Consider the following 17,254-nt stretch of genomic DNA (forward strand, 5'->3'; position numbering starts at 1 on the left):
GACCCAGCCCCCCAGATGCCGAGCCCCACCGCCCGGCCCCCGCGCGTCACCCCACCACAGCCGCCCGCACACACAGCACATCCGGCAGATGCGACGCCACCTGCTTCCAGGTGTCGCCGTCGTCCGGGGACGCGTACACCTCGCCGTTGCGGTTGCCGAAGTAGACGCCTGCCGGGTCGTTGTCGTCCGTGCACAGGGCGTCGCGCAGGACCGTGCCGTAGTGGTCGCTCGACGGGAGGCCGTGGGTGAGGGGTTCCCAGGTGGTGCCGGCGTCCTGGGTGCGGTAGACGCGACATCGGTGGTCGGCGGGGACGCGGTCGATGTCCGCGGTGATGGGGAAGACGTACGCCGTGTCGCCGCGGTGCGGGTGCGCGGCCGCGGCGAAGCCGAAGGTCGAGGGGAGGCCCTCGCCGATGTCGAGCCACTTCCCGCCGCCGTCGTCGCTGCGGTACACGCCCCAGTGGTTCTGGAGGTAGAGGCGGTCGGGGTCGGCGGCGTCCCGCGTCACCTTGTGCACGCACTGGCCGAACTCGGGGTTCGGGTCGGGCAGGAAGACCGCCGCCACTCCGTTGTTCGCCGGGTCCCAGCTCGCGCCGCCGTCCGTCGTACGGAAGACGCCGGCCGTGGACACCGCCACCGTCACCGCGCCGGGGTCCCGCTCGTCCGTCAGGATCGTGTGCAGGCCCTCTCCGCCGCCGCCCGGCACCCACTGCGAACGCGTCGGGTGCTCCCACAGCGGGCGGCACAGTTCGAAGGTCTCGCCCCGGTCCTCTGAGCGGTAGAGGGCCGCCGGTTCCGTGCCCGCGTAGACCACGTCCGGTTCGGAGGCCGAGGGATGCAGCTGCCACACCCGCTCCAGTGAAGTCCCGGTGAAATCGGGGAACTTGACGGCGGGCGCGGGTGGTTCGGTCCAGGTGCGGCCCAGGTCGTCCGAGTGGAAGACGGACGGCCCGAAGTGCGTGCTGTCGCCGCCCGCGAGGAGTCGTGGTCGCTCCCCGCGGGTGTCGATGGCGACCGAGTACATCGCCTGCGCGTTGAAGTACGGGCTCTCGTCGAACTCGAACGGGCCGCCGTCGCGCTTGCGGCCCAGAAAGAGGCCCTTGCGGGTGCCCACTGCCAGCAGTACGTCAGTCATGCCGAACCTCCGAAACGTCGTTGTCTCCAGGTATCGGTCAGTCTGCACCCCACCACTGACAACGGCCCCCGTACCGGCCATCGCCGCAGGTCAGAACGGTGTCGGCACCGCCAGTCAAGCCGGTGTCGGCACCGCCAGTCAAGCCGGTGTCGGCACCGCCAGTGGGAAGTGGCACGCCACCCGGTGGCCCGCCGAGTCCGGCGTCGACTCCGGCGGCTCCGTCGTCGCGCAGACGTCCTGCGCGATCGGGCAGCGCGTACGGAACCGGCAGCCCGACGGGGGCTTCGCCGCCGACGGGGTCTCGCCCGTCAGCGGGGACCCGGAGGCGGCGGTCGCCTCGGGGTCCGGCACGTTCACCGTGTCGAGCAGGCCGCGTGTGTACGGGTGCAGCGGGTGGTTGTAGACCTGCTCGGCGGGGCCCACCTCCACCAGCTTGCCCAGGTACATCACGCCGACCGTGTCCGCGAGGTAGCGGACCACCGCGAGGTCGTGCGAGATGAAGAGGTAGGTGAGGCCGCGTTCGCGTTGCAGCTCCCGCATCAGGTTCAGGATCTGCGCCTGGACCGACACGTCGAGCGCCGACACCGGCTCGTCCGCCACCACCAGATCGGGGGAGAGCGTCAACGCCCGTGCGAGGCCCAGACGTTGGCGCTGGCCGCCGGAGAACTCGTGCGGGTAGCGGTGCACCGCGCCGCGCGGCAGGCCCACCGCGTCGAGGAGCTCGCCGATCAGCTTCTCCTGTTCGGCCTTGTCGCCGACGCCCTGGATGACGAGCGGCTCGCGCAGGATCTCGCCGACGCGCATCCGCGGGTCCATCGCCGCCGTCGAGTCCTGGAACATCAGCTGGACGTCGCGGCGGTGCGCCCGGCGTTCCGCGCGCGACAGCGAAGCGCGGTCGCGGCCCTCGAAACGTACGGAACCCGCCGTCGGCTCCTCCAGGCCCGCCACGATCCGGCCGAGCGTCGTCTTGCCGCAGCCCGACTCGCCGACCATGCCGAACGTCTCGCCCTTGCGGATGCTCAGCGACACCCCGCCGACCGCGCTGACCGTGCCGCGACTGCGCGAGAACGGGCCGCCCTTGAGGGGGAACTCCTTGACCAGCGCGTCGAGTTCCACCAGTACGTCGGAGGCGGGTGCGTCCTGCGCAGGGATCGGCGCGGGTGTCACCACCTCGTCCGGGGAGGCGGCGTTCACCGCCGTCGGCACCGGGTGGAAGCACGCGAACCGGTGCTCCGCCCCCTGCACCTCGTCCTCCTCCAGGAACGGCTCAAGGGTGCGGCAGTCGTCCGTCGCGAACAGGCAGCGCGGCGCGAACCGGCACCCCGTGGGCCGCACCGTCAGGCTCGGCGGCAGGCCGGGGATGGTGTGCAGCTCCGTCTCGTTGTCCGCCGCCCGCTCGGGCAGCGCCGCGAACAACGCCTCCGTGTAACGGTGCCGGGGGCGGGCGAACAGGCCGCGTACATCGGACTGTTCGGCCACCTGGCCCGCGTACATCACGGCCACCCGGTCGACCCGGTTCGCGATGACGCCGAGGTCGTGCGTGACCAGGATCATCGCCATGCCGAGCCGCTCGCGCAGATCGTCGATGAGCTCCAGGATCTGGTGCTGCGTCGTCACGTCGAGCGCCGTCGTCGGCTCGTCCGCGATCAGCAGCTTCGGCTCGCAGACCAGCGCCATGGCGATGGCCACGCGCTGGCGCATGCCGCCGGACAGCTGGTGCGGATAGGCCTTCATCCGCTCGGCCGGCTGCGGCATGCCGACAAGGCGCAGCGTCTCCTCGGCGCGCGCCCACGCCTCCTTCTTGGACACGTCCCGGTGCAGCAGCAGCGGCTCCGCGACCTGCGCGCCGATCGTCATCGTCGGGTTCAGGGAGGTCAGCGGGTCCTGGAAGACCATGCCGATGGTGTTGCCGCGCACGTCCTGGAGGACCGGCGCGGGCGCCGCCGCCAGGTCCTGCCCGTCGAACATGATGCGGCCGCCGGTCACCTCGCCGCCGGACGGCAGCAGTCCGAGGACGCTGAGCGCCGTCATGGTCTTTCCGCAGCCGGACTCGCCGACGATGCCGAGCGCGTCACCCGGCGCCAGTTCGAGCGAGACGCCGTCGAGGGCGTGGACGGTGCGGTCGCGCGTGGAGATGTCGACGCGCAGGTCTTCGATCCGGAGCAGGGGCTCGGTCGTGGTCATGTTCGTGAGGCCCTTCTCGCCCTTGACGTCCCTGAAGTCACCTGGTTCGTACGTCACTTGCGCAGCCGTACTTCGAACGCGTCGCGCAGTCCGTCGCCGATGAAGTTGAACGCGGCGACGACCAGGACGATCGCGATGCCCGGCGGGAAGATCAGCCACCAGTAGCCGTTCTGCGTGTAGGTGATGCCGGCGGACAGCATCGAGCCCCAGTCGGCGGACGGCGGCGGGATCGACAGGCCGAGGAAGGCCAGGTAGCTGACGTAGAGGATGGCGTCGGCGATCTGGAACGTGCAGTTGACGATGACGGTGCCGATGGCGTTCGGGACGATGTGCTTGAACACGGCGCGGGCGCCGCCGCCGCCCATCATCCGCATCGCCTGCACGTACTCCCGGTTGCGGAGCGACAGTGCCTCGCCGCGCACCAGGCGGGCGGGGGAGAGCCAGGCGACGGCCGCGATGATGAGGATCAGGATGCCCTTGCTGGGCGTGATGATCGCGGCCACGACGACGAGCAGGAACATCGCGGGGATGGCGAGCGCGGCGTCGGTGACGCGCATCATCGTCGCGTCGACCCAGCCGCCGAAGTACCCGGCGACGGCGCCGTACACGGTGCCGAACAGGGTCGCCAACAGGCCCGCCGCCAGGCCGATTTCGAGGGACGTCTGTCCCGCGACCATGAGCCGGCCCACCATGTCGTAGCCGAGGTCGGTGGTGCCGAGGAGGTGACCCGACGCGCCCGGCGCCAGGTTCGCCTGCGACAGGTCGGTGTGGATCTGCTCGGTCGGGTGGACCAGCGGGCCCAGGTAGCAGAAGGCCAGCAGCAGGACGAGCAGGATGACGCCGCTCAGCGCCAGCTTGTTGCCCGTGAACACGCGCAGGGTGCGGCGGGCCAGCGAGGGTGTGGCCTGCGCGGCCTCCTCCTGCCCCGGTATGGCAGAGGTCGTCACAGCAGTGGTCATGACACGCTCCGGATCCGCGGGTCGAGGACGGCGTACAGGATGTCGGTGAGCAGCGAGCCGAGGACGGTCGCGATGCCGACGACGAGGGTCACACCAAGCAGGACGGGGAAGTCCGAGCCCTGCGCGGCGTTCCAGAACAGCAGCCCCATGCCGGGGTAGTTGAACATCGACTCGACGACGAGGGCGCCGCTGAACAGCGTCGGCAGATAGAGGCCGAGGAGGGTGGCGAGCGGGATCAGGGCGTTGCGCATCACGTGCTTGACCATGATCCGGCGGCTCGACTGGCCCTTCGCCATGGCCGTGCGCACGTATTCCTCGGTGAGGTTGTCGAGGACCGCCGAGCGCATGTACCGGCTGAACATGGCCACGATGCCGAACGCCATGGTCACCACCGGCAGGATCAACCCGGGTATGTCGCCCAGGAGTTGTCCGATCGTCTCGCCCTGCGGTGCCTCCGCCGGGAAGATCGGCAGCACCTGCGCGAACAGGATGATCATGACGAGGCCGAGGAAGAACACCGGCGTCGCGTACAGCAGGAACGCGAGCCCGGTCAGCGCGTAGTCGGACGCCTTGCCGCGCCGCACCGCCTGGAGCAGGCCGAGCGGCACCGCGATGACGACCGCGAGGACCGTCGACATGAGGGTGAGCAGGAGCGTCTTCGGCAGGCGCTGGGTGAGCAGGTCGATCACGGGCGAGTTGAGCTTGTACGACTCGCCGAGGTCACCCGTCAGCAGGCGCTTCAGGTACATCAGGTACTGCGTCGGCAGCGAACGGTCGTAGCCCTGCACGTGGTTGAAGTGCTCGATCTGCTGCGGCGTCCCCTTGGGGCCGAGGATCGCGCGGGCGGGGCCGCCCGGCAGCAGGTGCAGCAGGGTGAAGACGATGATCGAGACGAGGAACAGGACGACGAGCGCCTGAAGGAAACGCTTGACCAGAAAGCCGGTCACTTCTCGGCTCCCTTCTTGACGTTCTTGGCGTTCTTGACGAAGTACCAGTGCGAGGGCTGGAAGGTCACCGTCGGGTTCTGCTCGATGCCGCGCAGGTCGTTGCGGATCACCGACACCTGGTACGCGGGGTTCGGCATCCACATCACCGGCAGCTGCTCCGCCAGGTACTCGCCGTACTCGTGGATGGCCTTCATGTCGGGCGCGTACTGCACAGCACTGATGAGGCGGTCGGCCTTCTTGTCGCTGTAATTACCGAAGTTGGAGGAGGCGCCGGTGGAGAAGAGCTGCTCGCCGCTCGGGTTGAGCGGGTAGTACCAGCTGCCGGCGGTGCCGAAGAAGGACATGTCCCAGTTGCAGCCGGAGTCCTTCGCCTTGCACGGAACGGAGTTGCCGAGCACGGAGTTGAGCGGCTGCTGACGCACGGTCAGGTCGATGCCGGCCTTGCTGAGCGAGGACTTGAGCTCCTGCATCATGTTCGTCGTCTCGGTCGAGCCGGACTGCGAGAGAAGCGTGAGCTCCAGCGGGTCGTTCTTCCCGATGCCCTTGCCGCACTCGTCGTCCCCCGTGCCGGGCCGTACACAGCGTGCCGTGCCGTCGACGGTCTTCCAACCGTGCGCGGCCAGCAGTGACTTGGCCTTCGACACGGAGAACGGGTACTGGTTGTGCGCCATCTCCTTCGACAGGTACTGGCTCTTCGGCGTGACCGGCACCGGGCCGAGCGTCTCCGTCGCGCTGCCCTGCCAGATGACCTTGCTCATCGCCTTCTGGTCGACGAGGTGCTGCATCGCCTGCCGGATGTAGAGCTGGTTCATCTCCGGGCCCGCGTGGGTGGAGTTGAAGTTGTAGACGATGTACGTGGCCGCCCAGCCCTCCCACGGGTCGACGCGGTACCCCTTGCTCTCGAACTTCTCCTTCTGTGCCATCACCGACGGCGGGATGTAGCCGTAGTCGACGCCGCCGGAGCGCAGCACGTTGTACTCGGAGTCGGCGGTGGTGAAGGGCTTGAAGACGACCTTGTCGAGGTGCGGGCGCTCCGACTTCGGACCGGTGTACTTCTCGTTCGGTACGAGCGTCACCTGCCCGTTGTCCCGCCAACCGGCCAGCTTCCAAGGGCCGTTGACGGTCTTCCACAGCGGGTCGGTGCCGTACGAGCCGAGGCTCTTGGCGTGCCGGGTGAGCCGCGCGAAGACCGCCTTGGCGCCCTTCGTGGTGCGGTCGAAGTCGCCGACCTTGCCGCCGTCCGTCTTGGCGTCCCAGGCGTGCTGCGGCAGGGCGCGCATGTAGTAGAGCTGATTCGCCGTGAACCAGTCCGGGTTGTACGCGCGCTTGAGGTGCAGCCGTACGGTGTGGTCGCCGACGAGCTCGAACTTCTTGACGTTGTCCGGGATGTTGCCGACCGAGTAGCCGCCCCAGTCGGCTTTGTTCGCCTTGACGAGGTTGAACCAGAACTCGAGGTCGCGGCCGGTCACCTCGGTGCCGTCGGACCACTTGACGCCCTTGCGCAGCGGGACGGTCACCGTCTTGTTCCCGTCGCTGTACTTCGGCTCCAGGCCCAGCGTGCTGGGGCCGTGCGTGACCAGCTCGCCCTTCTCCTGCACGGCGTCGTACACGGGCATGTAGAGCTGCGACTGGATCGCGTAGTTGTAGGAGCCGCCGTAGCCGGGAGCGCCGATCGGGAAGATCCAGTTCGGGGTCGCCGCCGGCGGCAGGGCCATGGTGGCCGTGCCGCCCTCGACGGGAGTGCCGCCCGTGCGGCCCATGGCGATGCTGCCGGCCTCGTGCGTGCAGCCGGTGAGCGCCACCAGCGCCGCCGCTAGGGCGAGCGCCGCGGACGCCTTTGACCTGAGGAAACGCATGCCGAAGGGCCTCCAAGGGGAAGGGGTGCGGCCCCGTGTGAAGATTCGACGAGGGGCGCCCGAACGCTAAGTCGACCGTTCGAAGCAAGTCAATAGGTTCATTCGGAAAGTAATGCAAAAACGGGCGGGGTCTGGCGCACTTGGTTTGTCGATGGTTAGTGTTCGGTCCGAACTCGAACGAACTAATCGAAGTAAGTCTCCAGGGGGACCGGATGGCGGACACCGCGAACGAAGGCGAGCAGGGCTCGGCCCGGCACATACTCCGGCTCGTCTCGTCCGGAGCCGCCTCCTCCCGCGCCGACCTCGTCAGGGAACTGGGCCTCGCGCCCTCCACCGTCTCGCTGCGCGTGCAGGAGCTGGTGGCCCAGGGCGTGCTCACCGAGTCCGGTGAGGGCGCCTCGCGGGGCGGACGCAGGCCCCGGCTGCTGCGGGTCAAGGCGCAGGGCGGTGTCGCACTCGCCGCCGACCTCGGCAGCCGGCACGCGCGGCTCGGCGCCGTCGATCTCGGCGCGGCCGTGCACGACGCCGTCGACCTGCCGCACGACATCACCGCGGGACCCGAGTCCGCCGTCGATTGGCTGTGCGGTCAAGTGGCTCAACTGGCCGCGAAGCAGAAGGAGTCGGGGCGCACCGTGCGCGCGCTCGGCGTCTCCTTCCCCGGCCCCGTCGACCCGGCGGACGGCCGTGTCCTGAGCCCCTCCCGGATGCCCGGCTGGCACCGCTACCCGCTGCGCGACGTCCTCGCCGAGCGGCTCGGCATGCCGGTGACCGTCGCCAACGACGCCACGATGATGGCGGTCGGCGAGCACCGCACCTCCCGGCCCGAGCTCGACCACATGGTCGTCGTGAAGGCCGGCCGCGGCATCGGCAGCGGCGTCATCGTCGCGGGCAGGCCGCACGACGGTGCCAACGGGAGCGCCGGAGACATCAGCCACGTCCGCGTGGAGGAGGCCGGTGAGCGGCCCTGCTCCTGCGGGAACATCGGCTGCCTGGAGACCGTCGCGAGCGGCGCCGCCCTCATCCGCGAACTCGCCGCGCAGGGCGTCGACGTGGCGAGCACCACCGAGCTGCTTCAGCTCGTCGCCGACGGCGACCCCCTCGCCACCACCCTCGTACGGGCCGCGGGACGGCACATCGGCACCGTGCTCTCGGTCGTCGTGAACTTCTTCAACCCGCGGGCCGTCGCCATCGGCGGTGTCCTCGCCACCGCCGAACCCCTCGTCGCCGCCGTCCGCGGCGTGCTCTACGAGCGCTGTCTGCCGCTCGCCACCGCGGACCTGGAGATCACCACGACGGCCGCGGGCCGCGATGCGGGCCTGCTCGGCGCGGGCCTCACGGCGCTGCACAACAACCTGTCGTCCACTGCCCCCGCCTTGAAGGAAGAGAGCGTCCACGCATGACGAGCACCACCCCGATCACCGGCCGCCGCCTGCGCATCGGCATCGGCGGCATCGGTATCGAGTCGTCCACGTTCTGCCCGCACCGCTCCACCACCGACGACTTCCGGCAGACGCGCGGCCAGGACCTCCTCGACCGCTACACGTGGACACAGGCCGACTCCGACCTCGCGGAGCTGGTCGAGTGGGTGCCGCTGCTGCACGCGACCTCGCTGCCCGGCGGCCCGGTGGAGGCCGAGTCGTACCTGATCCTCAAGAACGAACTCGTCACCCGGATACGGGAGGCGGGCCCGCTCGACGGACTCGTCTACGACATCCACGGCGCCATGAGCGTCATCGGCCTCACCGACGCCGAGGGCGACCTGACCGAGGCGGTCCGCGCGGCGCTCGACCACAACGGCACGCCCGACGGCACCCGCCCCATGATCTCCACGGCCATGGACCTGCACGGCAACGTGTCCCGCCGCTTCGCCGAGCCCATCGACCTGCTCACCGCGCACCGCCTCGCCCCGCACGAGGACGCCTGGGACACCCGTGAGCGCGCCGCCCGCAACCTCGTGCACTGCCTGCGCGAGGGCACCCGCCCGCACCGCGCCTGGGTCCAGGTCCCGGTCCTGCTGCCCGGCGAGAAGACCAGCACCCGCCTGGAGCCCGCCAAGTCCCTCTACGCCTCGCTCGCCGACATCGAGCGGAAGGACGGCATCCTCGACGCGGCGATGTGGGTCGGCTACGCCTGGGCCGACGAGCCGCGCTGCAAGGCGGCCATCGTCGTCACCGGTGAGGACGCCGAACTCGCTTCGCAGGAAGCCGAGTTGCTGGCCCGCCGCTACTGGGACGCCCGCAAGGACTTCCTCTTCGTCGGCCCGACCGGCAACGCCGAGGAGTGCATCGACAAGGCGGTCGCCTCCGACAAGCGGCCCTTCCTCATCAGCGACTCCGGCGACAACCCGACCGCGGGCGGCGCGGGTGACCTCGCGTACATGCTGGGCAAGCTGCTGGAGAACGACGCGATTCGCACGGGGAAGGTCACGGCCGTCCACCCCGGCATCACCGACCCCGTCGCCGTGGCGGCCTGCTTCGAGGCCGGGGTGGGCGCCGAGGTGACGCTCTCCGTCGGCGGCAAGGTCGATGCGAACCACGGCGGACCGTACGAACTCACCGGCACCGTCGAGGGGTTGCAGCGCGCAGCCGACCAGAAGGACCGCGCCGAGGGCGGCGCGTACGACCGCGGTGTCGACATGGCGGCCGTCCGTGTCGGCGGCCTCACCGTGATCCTCGTCGAGCGCCGCAAGCCGTTCCACACCCTCGCCGACTTCACGGGCCCGGCCGAGGGCGGCCTCGGCATCGACCCGCGGACGTACGACGTGGTCGTCGTCAAGATCGGCTACCTGGAGCCGGAGCTGCACGACATGGCCGCGGACTGGCTGCTCGCGCTCACCCCCGGCGGCGTCGACCAGGACCTGCTGCGCCTGGGACACCACCGGGTGGAGCGCCCGCTGTACCCGTTCGACGAGGACGCGTACGAGACCGGGGCGGGCCCCGACCTCACACCCGTCATCCTCTGAGTCGTACGGGGCTCAACTCAGCCACTCCGCCTCGTACTTCTTGTACGTGCCGTCGTGCGTCGTCAGGTGCACGAACTGGTCCACGTACTCGTGGAAGTCGCGGTCGCCGCGCGGCGTCGCGTACGCCTTCTCCGCGAACGAGAACGGCTTGTCGGGGTGGATCGAGCACAGCTCGGGGTGGAGCTTGGCCTGGTAGAGCGTCTCGCTCGCGTCCGTCATCATCACGTCCGCCCGGCCCGCCACGATCTCGTCGAAGATCGTGCGGTTGTCCGGGTGGACCTTGATGGTGGCCTGCTTGATGTTCGCCCGGGCGAACTGCTCATTGGTGCCACCGGGGTTGACGACGACCGTCGTCCCCGCCTGGTCGATGTCCTTGAGCGTCTGGTACTTGTCCTTGTCCGCGCAGCGCACGATCGGCGTCTTGCCGTCCTCGCGGGTCGGCTCGCTGAAGTACACCTGGCGGGCGCGCGGCAGCGTGATCGAGACACCGCCGACGCCGACGTCGCACTTCCCGTCCGACAGGTCCTTCGTCAGATTCGCCCACGTGGTGTCCACCCACTGGGCCTTGGCATCGAGGCTCTTGGCCAGGTCCTTCGCCATGTCGATGTCGATGCCGCTGTACGAACCGTCCTTCGGGTCCTTGTACGTGAACGGCTTGTAGTCCCCGGTCGTGCACACGCGCAGCACGCCGGACTTCGGGACCGAGTCGAGCAGGCTCGTCGGCTGCTTCTTGGCGGACTGCTGGGTGGCCGACGGCGCCGCGGGCGCGGCGGCGGTCAGACCCAGCAGACAGACCAGGGCGGACAGGGTGGCGACACGCTGTCTGGACGTGCGGCGGCTCATCTCGGCTACTCCTCGACACGGTGCTTGCAGGGTGAACGGATCGTCCGGTGGCTCACCCTGTCAGAAGAGTTCGCGCCGGTGAAGGAGGTGTCCGAAGCTCGGATGGCCTCCGCGGGTCAAGCCTCGGGCAGGGGAAAACCGGAAGTGGCCCGCTCCATGTCCGCAGCCGCCTCACTCAGCGTCCGCAGCAGCAGCGCGGTGACCGGCGCCGTCTCGTGTCCTTCGAGGGCGAAGGCCGAGACGCGGCGCCCGCCCGCGGGGGTGAGTGGGCGGGCCACGACCTCGGTGTGCCGCAGGAGCGGCAGCGTCATGCCGGGGATCAGCGCGACGCCCGCACCGGCGGCCACCAGACTCCGCACCGCGAGATTGTCGTCGGTGGTGAAGGCGATGTCCGGCGTGAAACCCGCCTCCGCGCAGGCGGCGACGAAGTGACCCCGGCAGTGCCGGCACCCCGCTATCCAGCGCTCCCGCTCCAGCTCTCCCAGCTCCACGTGGTCGCTCCCGGCGAGGGGATGGCCCGCCGGGAGGAGCACCATCAGCGGATCGTCGAGCAGCGGCAACTCGACCAGACCCTCCTCACCGTCATGGTGCGCGACGGCGCCGGTGTGTCCCGTCGAGAAGGCGAGCGCCAGATCGCACCGCCCCTCGCGCAGCGCCCGCAGCGAGTCGGGCGGCTCCTCCTCCAGCAGCTCGACGCGGAGGCCCGGGTGGGCCGCGGCGACGCGGGCTACGGTCGCCGGGAGCAGCGTGGCGTTCGCGGCGGGGAAGGCGCAGACGCGTACGCGCCCCGACTCCAGGCGCGTGATCGCCTTCAACTGGCCGTGCGCCGTCGCGATGGAGCTGAGGATGCCCGTGGCGTGCCGTGCCAGCAGCTGCCCGGCGTCCGTGAGCCGCAGGCCGCGCCCCGCCCGGACGAACAGCGGTGTGCCCGCGGCGCGTTCGAGCGCCTTCATCTGCTGGCTGATGGCGGGCTGCGTGTACCCGAGGTCCCGCGCGGTCGCCGCGTAGGAGCCGGTGCGCACGACCTCGGCGAACGTCTGGATGTGCCGCGAGTCAAACATGCGTACAAGCTATGGAGTTCATTCCGCAAGTCAAGATCGGTAAGCATTTCTTGGGGTGGGCAAAGAAATGTGATGTAGACCTTGCCGCGCCCGTGCGTCAGTGTGTCCGAACCTCATGTTTTCCGAGGTCAGTGCCGGTCCCGCACCCCGGTCCGACCTGCTCTCGGCCGCCCGTGCCGCGCATCGCCCGCCCCTCCAAGTCCCAGGGAAGCCCCGTGACTTCAACCGCCCGCCTCGCCCGCCGCTGTGTCCCGCTCGCCGTCGCGGCCTGCCTCGTGGCCCTGACGACCTCGTGCAGCAAGAGCGACGACGTCACGATGACCGCGGGCGGGGTGAAGCTGGTCCACAAGGGCAAGCTGACCACCTGCACGCACCTGCCGTACGCGCCCTTCCAGTCGGAGAAGAACGGCAAGGTCGTCGGCTTCGACGTCTCCCTGATGGACCTCGTCGCGAAGAAGCTCGAGGTGAAGCAGGACATCATCGACAAGTCCTTCGAGACCATCAAGACCGGTGCCGACCTCAACGCGGGCCTGTGCGACGTCGCCGCCGCGGGCATGACGATCACCGACGAGCGCAAGCAGAACCTCGACTTCTCCGACCCCTACTTCGACGCCGACCAGGCGCTGCTCGCCCGCAAGGGGGTCAAGGCGAAGACCCTCGACGACATCAAGAGCGGCAAGCTGAAGCTGGGCTCCCAGTCCGCGACCACCGGCGAGGACCTGGCGCACAAGAAGGGCGTCGACCCGCAGTCCTTCGAGAGCTCCGACGCCGAGCTGAACGGGCTGCGCACCGGACAGGTCGACGTCCTCGTCCAGGACTACCCGGTCGTCCAAAACTGGCTGAAGGACTCCGCCGTCAAGGACAAGTTCGTCCTCCTCGGCACCGTCCCCACCGGCGAGGAGTACGGCTTCGCCGTGAAGAAGGGCGGCAACCCGAAGCTGCTCGCCGCGATCAACAAGGCGATCGGCCAGGCCAAGAAGGACGGCACGTACAAGAAGCTGTACGAGAAGTGGATCGGGCCGATGCCGAAGGGCGCCGCGAAGTGAGCACCGTCAAGACACCCTCGGTGGACGGGAGTTCGGGAGGGGACGCCACGCCGCGCAAGCACATGTCGCCGCGCCGCAGGCGCAAGGTGACGCGTGTCGTCCAGTACGTGATCCTTGGCGTCGCGGTGCTGCTCGCCGCGACGCTCGCGGACTGGGGGCAGCTCCAACACCAGTTCCTCGATCCGTCCGTGGCCCGGCGGATGTTCCCGGACCTGATCACGACCGCGCTGGTCAACACGGTGATCTACACCCTCACCGGGTTCGGCGTCGGCCTCGTACTCGGTCTGGTCATCGCCCTGATGCGGCTGTCGTCGGTGGCCCCCTACCGGTGGCTCGCCTCCATCTACATCGAGTTCTTCCGTGGGCTGCCCGCCCTGCTGATCTTCATCTTCATCGGGGTGGGTGTGCCGCTCGCCTTCCCCGGCACGGCCCTGCCCGGCGGCGTGTACGGGCAGGTGGCCATCGCGCTCGGCCTGGTCGCCGCCGCGTACATGGCCGAGACGATCAGAGCCGGCATCCAGGCGGTGCCCCGCGGCCAGATGGAGGCCGCCCGCACGCTCGGCATGTCGCAGACGCTGGCGATGCGCTCGATCGTCATCCCGCAGGCCTTCCGCATCATCGTGCCGCCACTCACCAACGAACTGGTCCTGCTGTTCAAGGACTCCTCGCTGGTCCTGTTCCTCGGCGTCTCCCTGGAGACCCGCGAACTCACCAAGTTCGGCCGGGACTTGGCGGGGGAGACCGCCAACAGCACACCCATCTTCGTCGCGGGCCTGTGCTATCTGCTCGTCACCGTCCCCCTGGGCTATCTGGTGCGCCGCCTAGAGGCGCGGCACGCGAAGGCCAGGTGAGCGGGGGCATGACGCACGACACCAGTAACGAGGACACACCGAACGGCACCGAGGACGAGGACACCGGCATGACCGCGGCCATCGAGATCCAGGGACTGCACAAGTCCTTCGGCGACCTGGAGGTGCTGCGCGGCATCGACTTCACCGTCGCGCACGGCGAGGTGGTGTGTGTCATCGGCCCCTCCGGATCCGGCAAGTCCACCCTGCTGCGCTGCACCAACCTGCTGGAGGAGCCCACGTCCGGGCGGGTGGTGGTGGCGGGCGCCGACCTCACGGACCCGGACCTCGACATCGACCGCGTACGCCGCCGGATCGGCATGGTCTTCCAGCAGTTCAACCTCTTCCCGCACCTGAACGTCCTGGAGAACCTCACCATCGCGCAGCGCCGGGTCCTCGGCCGGGACCGCGCGGAGGCGGAGCGGACGGGCCGCGCCAACCTCGACCGCGTCGGCCTCGCCGACAAGGAGACCAGCTACCCCGCCCAGCTGTCCGGCGGCCAGCAGCAGCGCGTCGCCATCGCCCGCGCCCTGTCGATGGGCCCCGAGCTGATGCTGTTCGACGAGCCGACCAGCGCGCTCGACCCGGAACTCGTGGGCGATGTGCTCGCCGTGATGCGTTCGCTCGCCGACGAGGGCATGACGATGATGGTCGTCACCCACGAGATGGGCTTCGCCCGCGAGGTCGCGGACCGCGTCGTGTTCATGGACGGCGGCGTGGTCGTCGAGGAGGGGACCCCGGACGAGGTCCTCGGCAACCCCCGCGAGGACCGCACTCGTTCGTTCCTCGCGAGGGTCGTGAACCCGGGGGACGCGCAGAGCGCTCCCGCGTCCTGAGGGAGTCAGGCGCCCGGCACCTTGTCCAGGAAGCCGCGGACATCCTGGATCCGTCCGGCCTCGTCCAGCATCAGGACGTCGAAGCCGATGGCCAGCGGTTCGGCGCCCTCGGGGCCCAGGCCCCACTGGAACCGCAGTTGCCGGTGGTGGGCGTCCACGTCGCCGACCGGTGTGAATACGCAGCCCGGGAACTGCTCCTGCACCCCCTCGACCAGTGCGGCGAGCGCGGCGTGGCCCGACACCTCGGCCAGCGGGTCGGTGTAGGTGGCGTCGGGCGCCCAGTGCTCGGCGATGAGCTTCGTGAGCTGCTCGCCCTGCGCGTTCCAGGTGGCGAGGTAGGCGTCGACGGCGTGCTGTGCGGTCATGGTCGAACCTCCGGTGGGATGCGGTGTGTTGGCGTTCGGCTGACGTCCATCACTGTGGCCCGGCGGCGGCGCATGCTCCATGACCTCGGAGGTCATGGAGGGCGCGCCCCGCCGTCGTACGCTGCCGCCATGACCACCGTCGTGGACCCCGTGGACACCCGCACCGTCGGCCCGCTGCTGCGCGGCTGGCGCGAACGCCGACGCTTCAGCCAACAGGAGCTGTCCAACCGCTCCGCCGTCTCCACCCGGCACCTCAGCCGCGTGGAGACCGGCAGGGCGCACCCGACGCCCGAGATGATCCTGCACCTGGCCGACCACCTCGACGTCCCGCTGCGCGCCCGCAACCAGCTGCTCCTCGCGGGCGGTTACGCGCCGCACTACCGGGACCGGGACCTGGCGGACGCCTCGCTCGCGGTCGTCATGGACGGCCTTCGGGGGCTGCTCGACGCCCATATGCCGTACCCGGCGCTGCTGTTGGACACCTACTGGGACGTCGTCGACGCCAACGAGGGCGTGGCCGCGCTCCTCGACGGGTGTGCGCCCCGGCTCCTCGAACCCCCGATCAACGTCATCCGGCTGTGCGTGCACGAGGAGGGCCTGGCCCCGCGGATCCGCAACTTCACGCAGTGGGCCTCCCACCTGCACCACCAGCTGCTCCACCGCGCCGAACGCACCCACGACCCACGCCACTTCGCCCTCGCCGAGGAGACCGCCCGGCACCTCGCCACCGTGCCCCGCACCGCCCCCACCGGCAGTCCCGTCCTCACCCTGGAACTCGCCGTGCCGGACGCCGAGCCGCTGCGCTTCTTCAGCACCTCCGCGCAGCTCACCACGCCCGCCGACGCCGCCCTGGAGGGCCTGCACCTGGAGACGTTCCTGCCGGCGGACGACGCGACGCGGCGCCGCTTCGAAAAGAACTCGTAGGCGTACGGCCCCACTTGGTAGGACTGGTGGATGACCAAGGGTGACACGACGGACGAACTCGACCCACTGGAACGCCTCCTGGCGGAGCGCGCCTGCGAGCGACTGATCCTGGAGCTCGTGCGCCGCCTCGACCTCGGGGACCCGGGCACGGTCTCCGAACTCTTCACCCCCGACGGCGTCTGGCAGTGGCCGTACGACGACCGGAGGATCGAGGGCCGCGACGCCCTGCGCGCCTACTTCGGGGGCCGCCCCGCCGACCGTCTCTCCCGGCGGATGTGCACGAACATCCTCGTCACCGTCGAGTCACCGGACACCGCGTCGGCCACCACGTACTTCGCGACGTACCGCGTCGACGGCCATCCGGGCGACGGGATCGTGCCGCCACCGCCGCCCGCGAACATCGGTCACTACGAGGACACCTTCCGCAGGTTGGACGGGCGGTGGCTGATGGCGCGCCGGACGCTGGTCCTTCCCTTTGGCGGGCCGACGCAGCACCTGGGCGGCCCCGGACGCACCCGTTGACACTCCGGCTCACGTCGGCTGCCACACCCGCGCCAGCGCCGACTCCGTGAGCACCTCGCCGGGCGGCCCCTGCCCGACGAGGTGTCCCTCGCGCAGCAACAGGCAGACATCCGCCGCCCGCGCCGCCTCGAGGTCGTGCGTCGCCTGCACGACCGTCACGCCCTCGCCCCCGAGCTCCGTGAGCAGCGCCCCGATCCTGCCGCGGGCCTCCGGGTCGAGCCCCGTGGTCGGCTCGTCGAGGAGCAGCAGGTCGGACTCCTGGGCGAGCCCCTGCGCGACCAGCGTGCGCTGCCGCTGCCCACCCGACAGTTCGCCCAGCTGACGCCCGGCGAGGTCACCGATGCCGAGCCGGTCGAGCGCCGCGTCGACCGCCGCCAGGTCCCGCCGCGACGGCCTGCGCCAGGACTCGAGCCCGCCCCAGCGCCCCATCTCCACCGTCTGACGCACGGTCAGGGGGAGTGTGTCCCCGACGGCTCCGCGCTGCGGTACGAACGCCGGCCGCCGTTCCCCGTGGTGCCGGACCTCTCCCGATGTAGGGCGGATCACACCGGCCACCACACCGAGCAGCGTGGACTTCCCGCTGCCGTTCGGCCCGACGAGCGCGACGTTCGCGAACTCCGGTATCTGGGCGGTCAGTTGATGGAGGACCTTGCGGCCGGGATAGCCGGCGCACAGCCCGTCGAGGTGTACGCGGGTGGCCCGGTCCTGCCGTGGGGCCGGGACGATGGTCGGTTTGTTGAACATGGTTTTCATTGTACTGTCCTCG

At 70.0% G+C, this 17,254-nt stretch carries 16 protein-coding genes; 7 read left to right on the forward strand and 9 right to left on the reverse strand.

The features are described 5' to 3' along the window. Positions 1-46: 46 nt before the first annotated feature. From ACOKM3_RS35740 to ACOKM3_RS35760, 5 genes are all read right to left on the reverse strand, one after another. The gene (locus ACOKM3_RS35740) at positions 47-1,135 is read right to left on the reverse strand and encodes a WD40/YVTN/BNR-like repeat-containing protein (RefSeq protein WP_426905386.1); all 1,089 of its coding nucleotides are present in this window, start codon (positions 1,133-1,135) and stop codon (positions 47-49) included. 138 nt (positions 1,136-1,273) lie between these two features. After that, on the reverse strand, positions 1,274-3,319 hold the full coding sequence (locus ACOKM3_RS35745) for an ABC transporter ATP-binding protein (RefSeq protein WP_426906981.1): 2,046 nt from the start codon (positions 3,317-3,319) through the stop codon (positions 1,274-1,276). Positions 3,320-3,372: 53 nt separating this feature from the next. Beyond that, positions 3,373-4,278 carry an ABC transporter permease gene (locus ACOKM3_RS35750; protein ID WP_426905387.1) on the reverse strand — a complete coding sequence of 302 codons (906 nt, stop codon included), beginning with the start codon at positions 4,276-4,278 and terminating at the stop codon, positions 3,373-3,375. Beyond that, positions 4,275-5,225 (reverse strand): ABC transporter permease, encoded by a 951-nt coding sequence (locus ACOKM3_RS35755; protein WP_327664723.1) that lies wholly within the window; start codon positions 5,223-5,225, stop codon positions 4,275-4,277. The genes ACOKM3_RS35750 and ACOKM3_RS35755 overlap by 4 nt, the downstream gene beginning before the upstream one ends. Further along, positions 5,222-7,081, reverse strand: coding sequence for a peptide ABC transporter substrate-binding protein (locus ACOKM3_RS35760; RefSeq protein ID WP_426905388.1), 1,860 nt, complete (start codon positions 7,079-7,081; stop codon positions 5,222-5,224). The genes ACOKM3_RS35755 and ACOKM3_RS35760 overlap by 4 nt, the downstream gene beginning before the upstream one ends. A gap of 212 nt (positions 7,082-7,293) precedes the next feature. Here ACOKM3_RS35760 and ACOKM3_RS35765 point away from each other — a divergent pair, with 212 nt between their 5' ends. Together ACOKM3_RS35765 and ACOKM3_RS35770 are read left to right on the forward strand one after the other, a co-directional pair. Next, positions 7,294-8,481 carry an ROK family protein gene (locus ACOKM3_RS35765; RefSeq protein WP_426905389.1) on the forward strand — a complete coding sequence of 396 codons (1,188 nt, stop codon included), beginning with the start codon at positions 7,294-7,296 and terminating at the stop codon, positions 8,479-8,481. Continuing rightward, positions 8,478-10,043 (forward strand): M81 family metallopeptidase, encoded by a 1,566-nt coding sequence (locus ACOKM3_RS35770; protein ID WP_426905390.1) that lies wholly within the window; start codon positions 8,478-8,480, stop codon positions 10,041-10,043. Before ACOKM3_RS35765 ends, ACOKM3_RS35770 begins: the two co-directional genes overlap by 4 nt. Positions 10,044-10,055: 12 nt before the next feature. Here ACOKM3_RS35770 and ACOKM3_RS35775 read toward each other — a convergent pair whose 3' ends face one another. Beyond that, positions 10,056-10,886 (reverse strand): transporter substrate-binding domain-containing protein, encoded by an 831-nt coding sequence (locus tag ACOKM3_RS35775; RefSeq protein ID WP_426905391.1) that lies wholly within the window; start codon positions 10,884-10,886, stop codon positions 10,056-10,058. Positions 10,887-11,002: 116 nt separating this feature from the next. After that, on the reverse strand, positions 11,003-11,947 hold the full coding sequence (locus ACOKM3_RS35780; protein ID WP_426905392.1) for a LysR family transcriptional regulator: 945 nt from the start codon (positions 11,945-11,947) through the stop codon (positions 11,003-11,005). A gap of 215 nt (positions 11,948-12,162) precedes the next feature. On the opposite strand from ACOKM3_RS35780, the gene ACOKM3_RS35785 reads away from it, so the two are divergent. The 3 genes from ACOKM3_RS35785 (at position 12,163) to ACOKM3_RS35795 (ending at position 14,677) form a co-directional block, all read left to right on the forward strand. Next, positions 12,163-12,993: a transporter substrate-binding domain-containing protein gene (locus ACOKM3_RS35785; RefSeq protein ID WP_426905393.1), complete on the forward strand. Its 831-nt coding sequence runs from the start codon at positions 12,163-12,165 to the stop codon at positions 12,991-12,993. A 62-nt stretch (positions 12,994-13,055) separates the two neighbouring features. After that, a complete protein-coding gene (locus tag ACOKM3_RS35790; protein WP_426906982.1) occupies positions 13,056-13,844 on the forward strand; it encodes an amino acid ABC transporter permease in 789 nt (262 codons plus the stop codon). A gap of 68 nt (positions 13,845-13,912) precedes the next feature. After that, positions 13,913-14,677 carry an amino acid ABC transporter ATP-binding protein gene (locus ACOKM3_RS35795; RefSeq protein WP_426906983.1) on the forward strand — a complete coding sequence of 255 codons (765 nt, stop codon included), beginning with the start codon at positions 13,913-13,915 and terminating at the stop codon, positions 14,675-14,677. 5 nt (positions 14,678-14,682) lie between these two features. Here ACOKM3_RS35795 and ACOKM3_RS35800 read toward each other — a convergent pair whose 3' ends face one another. Next, the gene (locus ACOKM3_RS35800; RefSeq protein ID WP_426905394.1) at positions 14,683-15,042 is read right to left on the reverse strand and encodes a nuclear transport factor 2 family protein; all 360 of its coding nucleotides are present in this window, start codon (positions 15,040-15,042) and stop codon (positions 14,683-14,685) included. Between the two features lie 129 nt (positions 15,043-15,171). Here ACOKM3_RS35800 and ACOKM3_RS35805 point away from each other — a divergent pair, with 129 nt between their 5' ends. After that, positions 15,172-15,966, forward strand: coding sequence for a helix-turn-helix domain-containing protein (locus ACOKM3_RS35805; protein WP_426905395.1), 795 nt, complete (start codon positions 15,172-15,174; stop codon positions 15,964-15,966). Between the two features lie 30 nt (positions 15,967-15,996). Further along, on the forward strand, positions 15,997-16,488 hold the full coding sequence (locus ACOKM3_RS35810; protein ID WP_426905396.1) for a nuclear transport factor 2 family protein: 492 nt from the start codon (positions 15,997-15,999) through the stop codon (positions 16,486-16,488). Positions 16,489-16,497: 9 nt separating this feature from the next. On the opposite strand, the gene aztA is transcribed toward ACOKM3_RS35810, so the two are convergent. Continuing rightward, positions 16,498-17,241, reverse strand: a complete 744-nt coding sequence (gene aztA / locus ACOKM3_RS35815; protein ID WP_426905397.1) for a zinc ABC transporter ATP-binding protein AztA — start codon at positions 17,239-17,241, stop codon at positions 16,498-16,500. Positions 17,242-17,254 lie beyond the last annotated feature (13 nt).

The organism is Streptomyces nidicola (genome assembly GCF_050106155.1).
GTDB lineage: Bacteria > Actinomycetota > Actinomycetes > Streptomycetales > Streptomycetaceae > Streptomyces.

Excerpts from the sequence above, each read along its gene's own strand:
- ACOKM3_RS35740 (WP_426905386.1), bottom strand. The coding sequence starts at position 1,135 with ATGACTGACGTACTGCTGGCAGTGGGCACCCGCAAGGGCCTCTTTCTG.
- ACOKM3_RS35805 (WP_426905395.1), top strand. The coding sequence starts at position 15,172 with ATGACCACCGTCGTGGACCCCGTGGACACCCGCACCGTCGGCCCGCTG.
- ACOKM3_RS35795 (WP_426906983.1), top strand. The coding sequence starts at position 13,913 with ATGACCGCGGCCATCGAGATCCAGGGACTGCACAAGTCCTTCGGCGAC.
- ACOKM3_RS35750 (WP_426905387.1), bottom strand. The coding sequence starts at position 4,278 with ATGACCACTGCTGTGACGACCTCTGCCATACCGGGGCAGGAGGAGGCC.
- ACOKM3_RS35775 (WP_426905391.1), bottom strand. The coding sequence starts at position 10,886 with ATGAGCCGCCGCACGTCCAGACAGCGTGTCGCCACCCTGTCCGCCCTG.
- ACOKM3_RS35800 (WP_426905394.1), bottom strand. The coding sequence starts at position 15,042 with ATGACCGCACAGCACGCCGTCGACGCCTACCTCGCCACCTGGAACGCG.
- aztA (WP_426905397.1), bottom strand. The coding sequence starts at position 17,241 with ATGAAAACCATGTTCAACAAACCGACCATCGTCCCGGCCCCACGGCAG.
- ACOKM3_RS35745 (WP_426906981.1), bottom strand. The coding sequence starts at position 3,319 with ATGACCACGACCGAGCCCCTGCTCCGGATCGAAGACCTGCGCGTCGAC.
- ACOKM3_RS35765 (WP_426905389.1), top strand. The coding sequence starts at position 7,294 with ATGGCGGACACCGCGAACGAAGGCGAGCAGGGCTCGGCCCGGCACATA.
- ACOKM3_RS35770 (WP_426905390.1), top strand. The coding sequence starts at position 8,478 with ATGACGAGCACCACCCCGATCACCGGCCGCCGCCTGCGCATCGGCATC.
- ACOKM3_RS35810 (WP_426905396.1), top strand. The coding sequence starts at position 15,997 with ATGACCAAGGGTGACACGACGGACGAACTCGACCCACTGGAACGCCTC.
- ACOKM3_RS35790 (WP_426906982.1), top strand. The coding sequence starts at position 13,056 with ATGTCGCCGCGCCGCAGGCGCAAGGTGACGCGTGTCGTCCAGTACGTG.
- ACOKM3_RS35760 (WP_426905388.1), bottom strand. The coding sequence starts at position 7,081 with ATGCGTTTCCTCAGGTCAAAGGCGTCCGCGGCGCTCGCCCTAGCGGCG.
- ACOKM3_RS35780 (WP_426905392.1), bottom strand. The coding sequence starts at position 11,947 with ATGTTTGACTCGCGGCACATCCAGACGTTCGCCGAGGTCGTGCGCACC.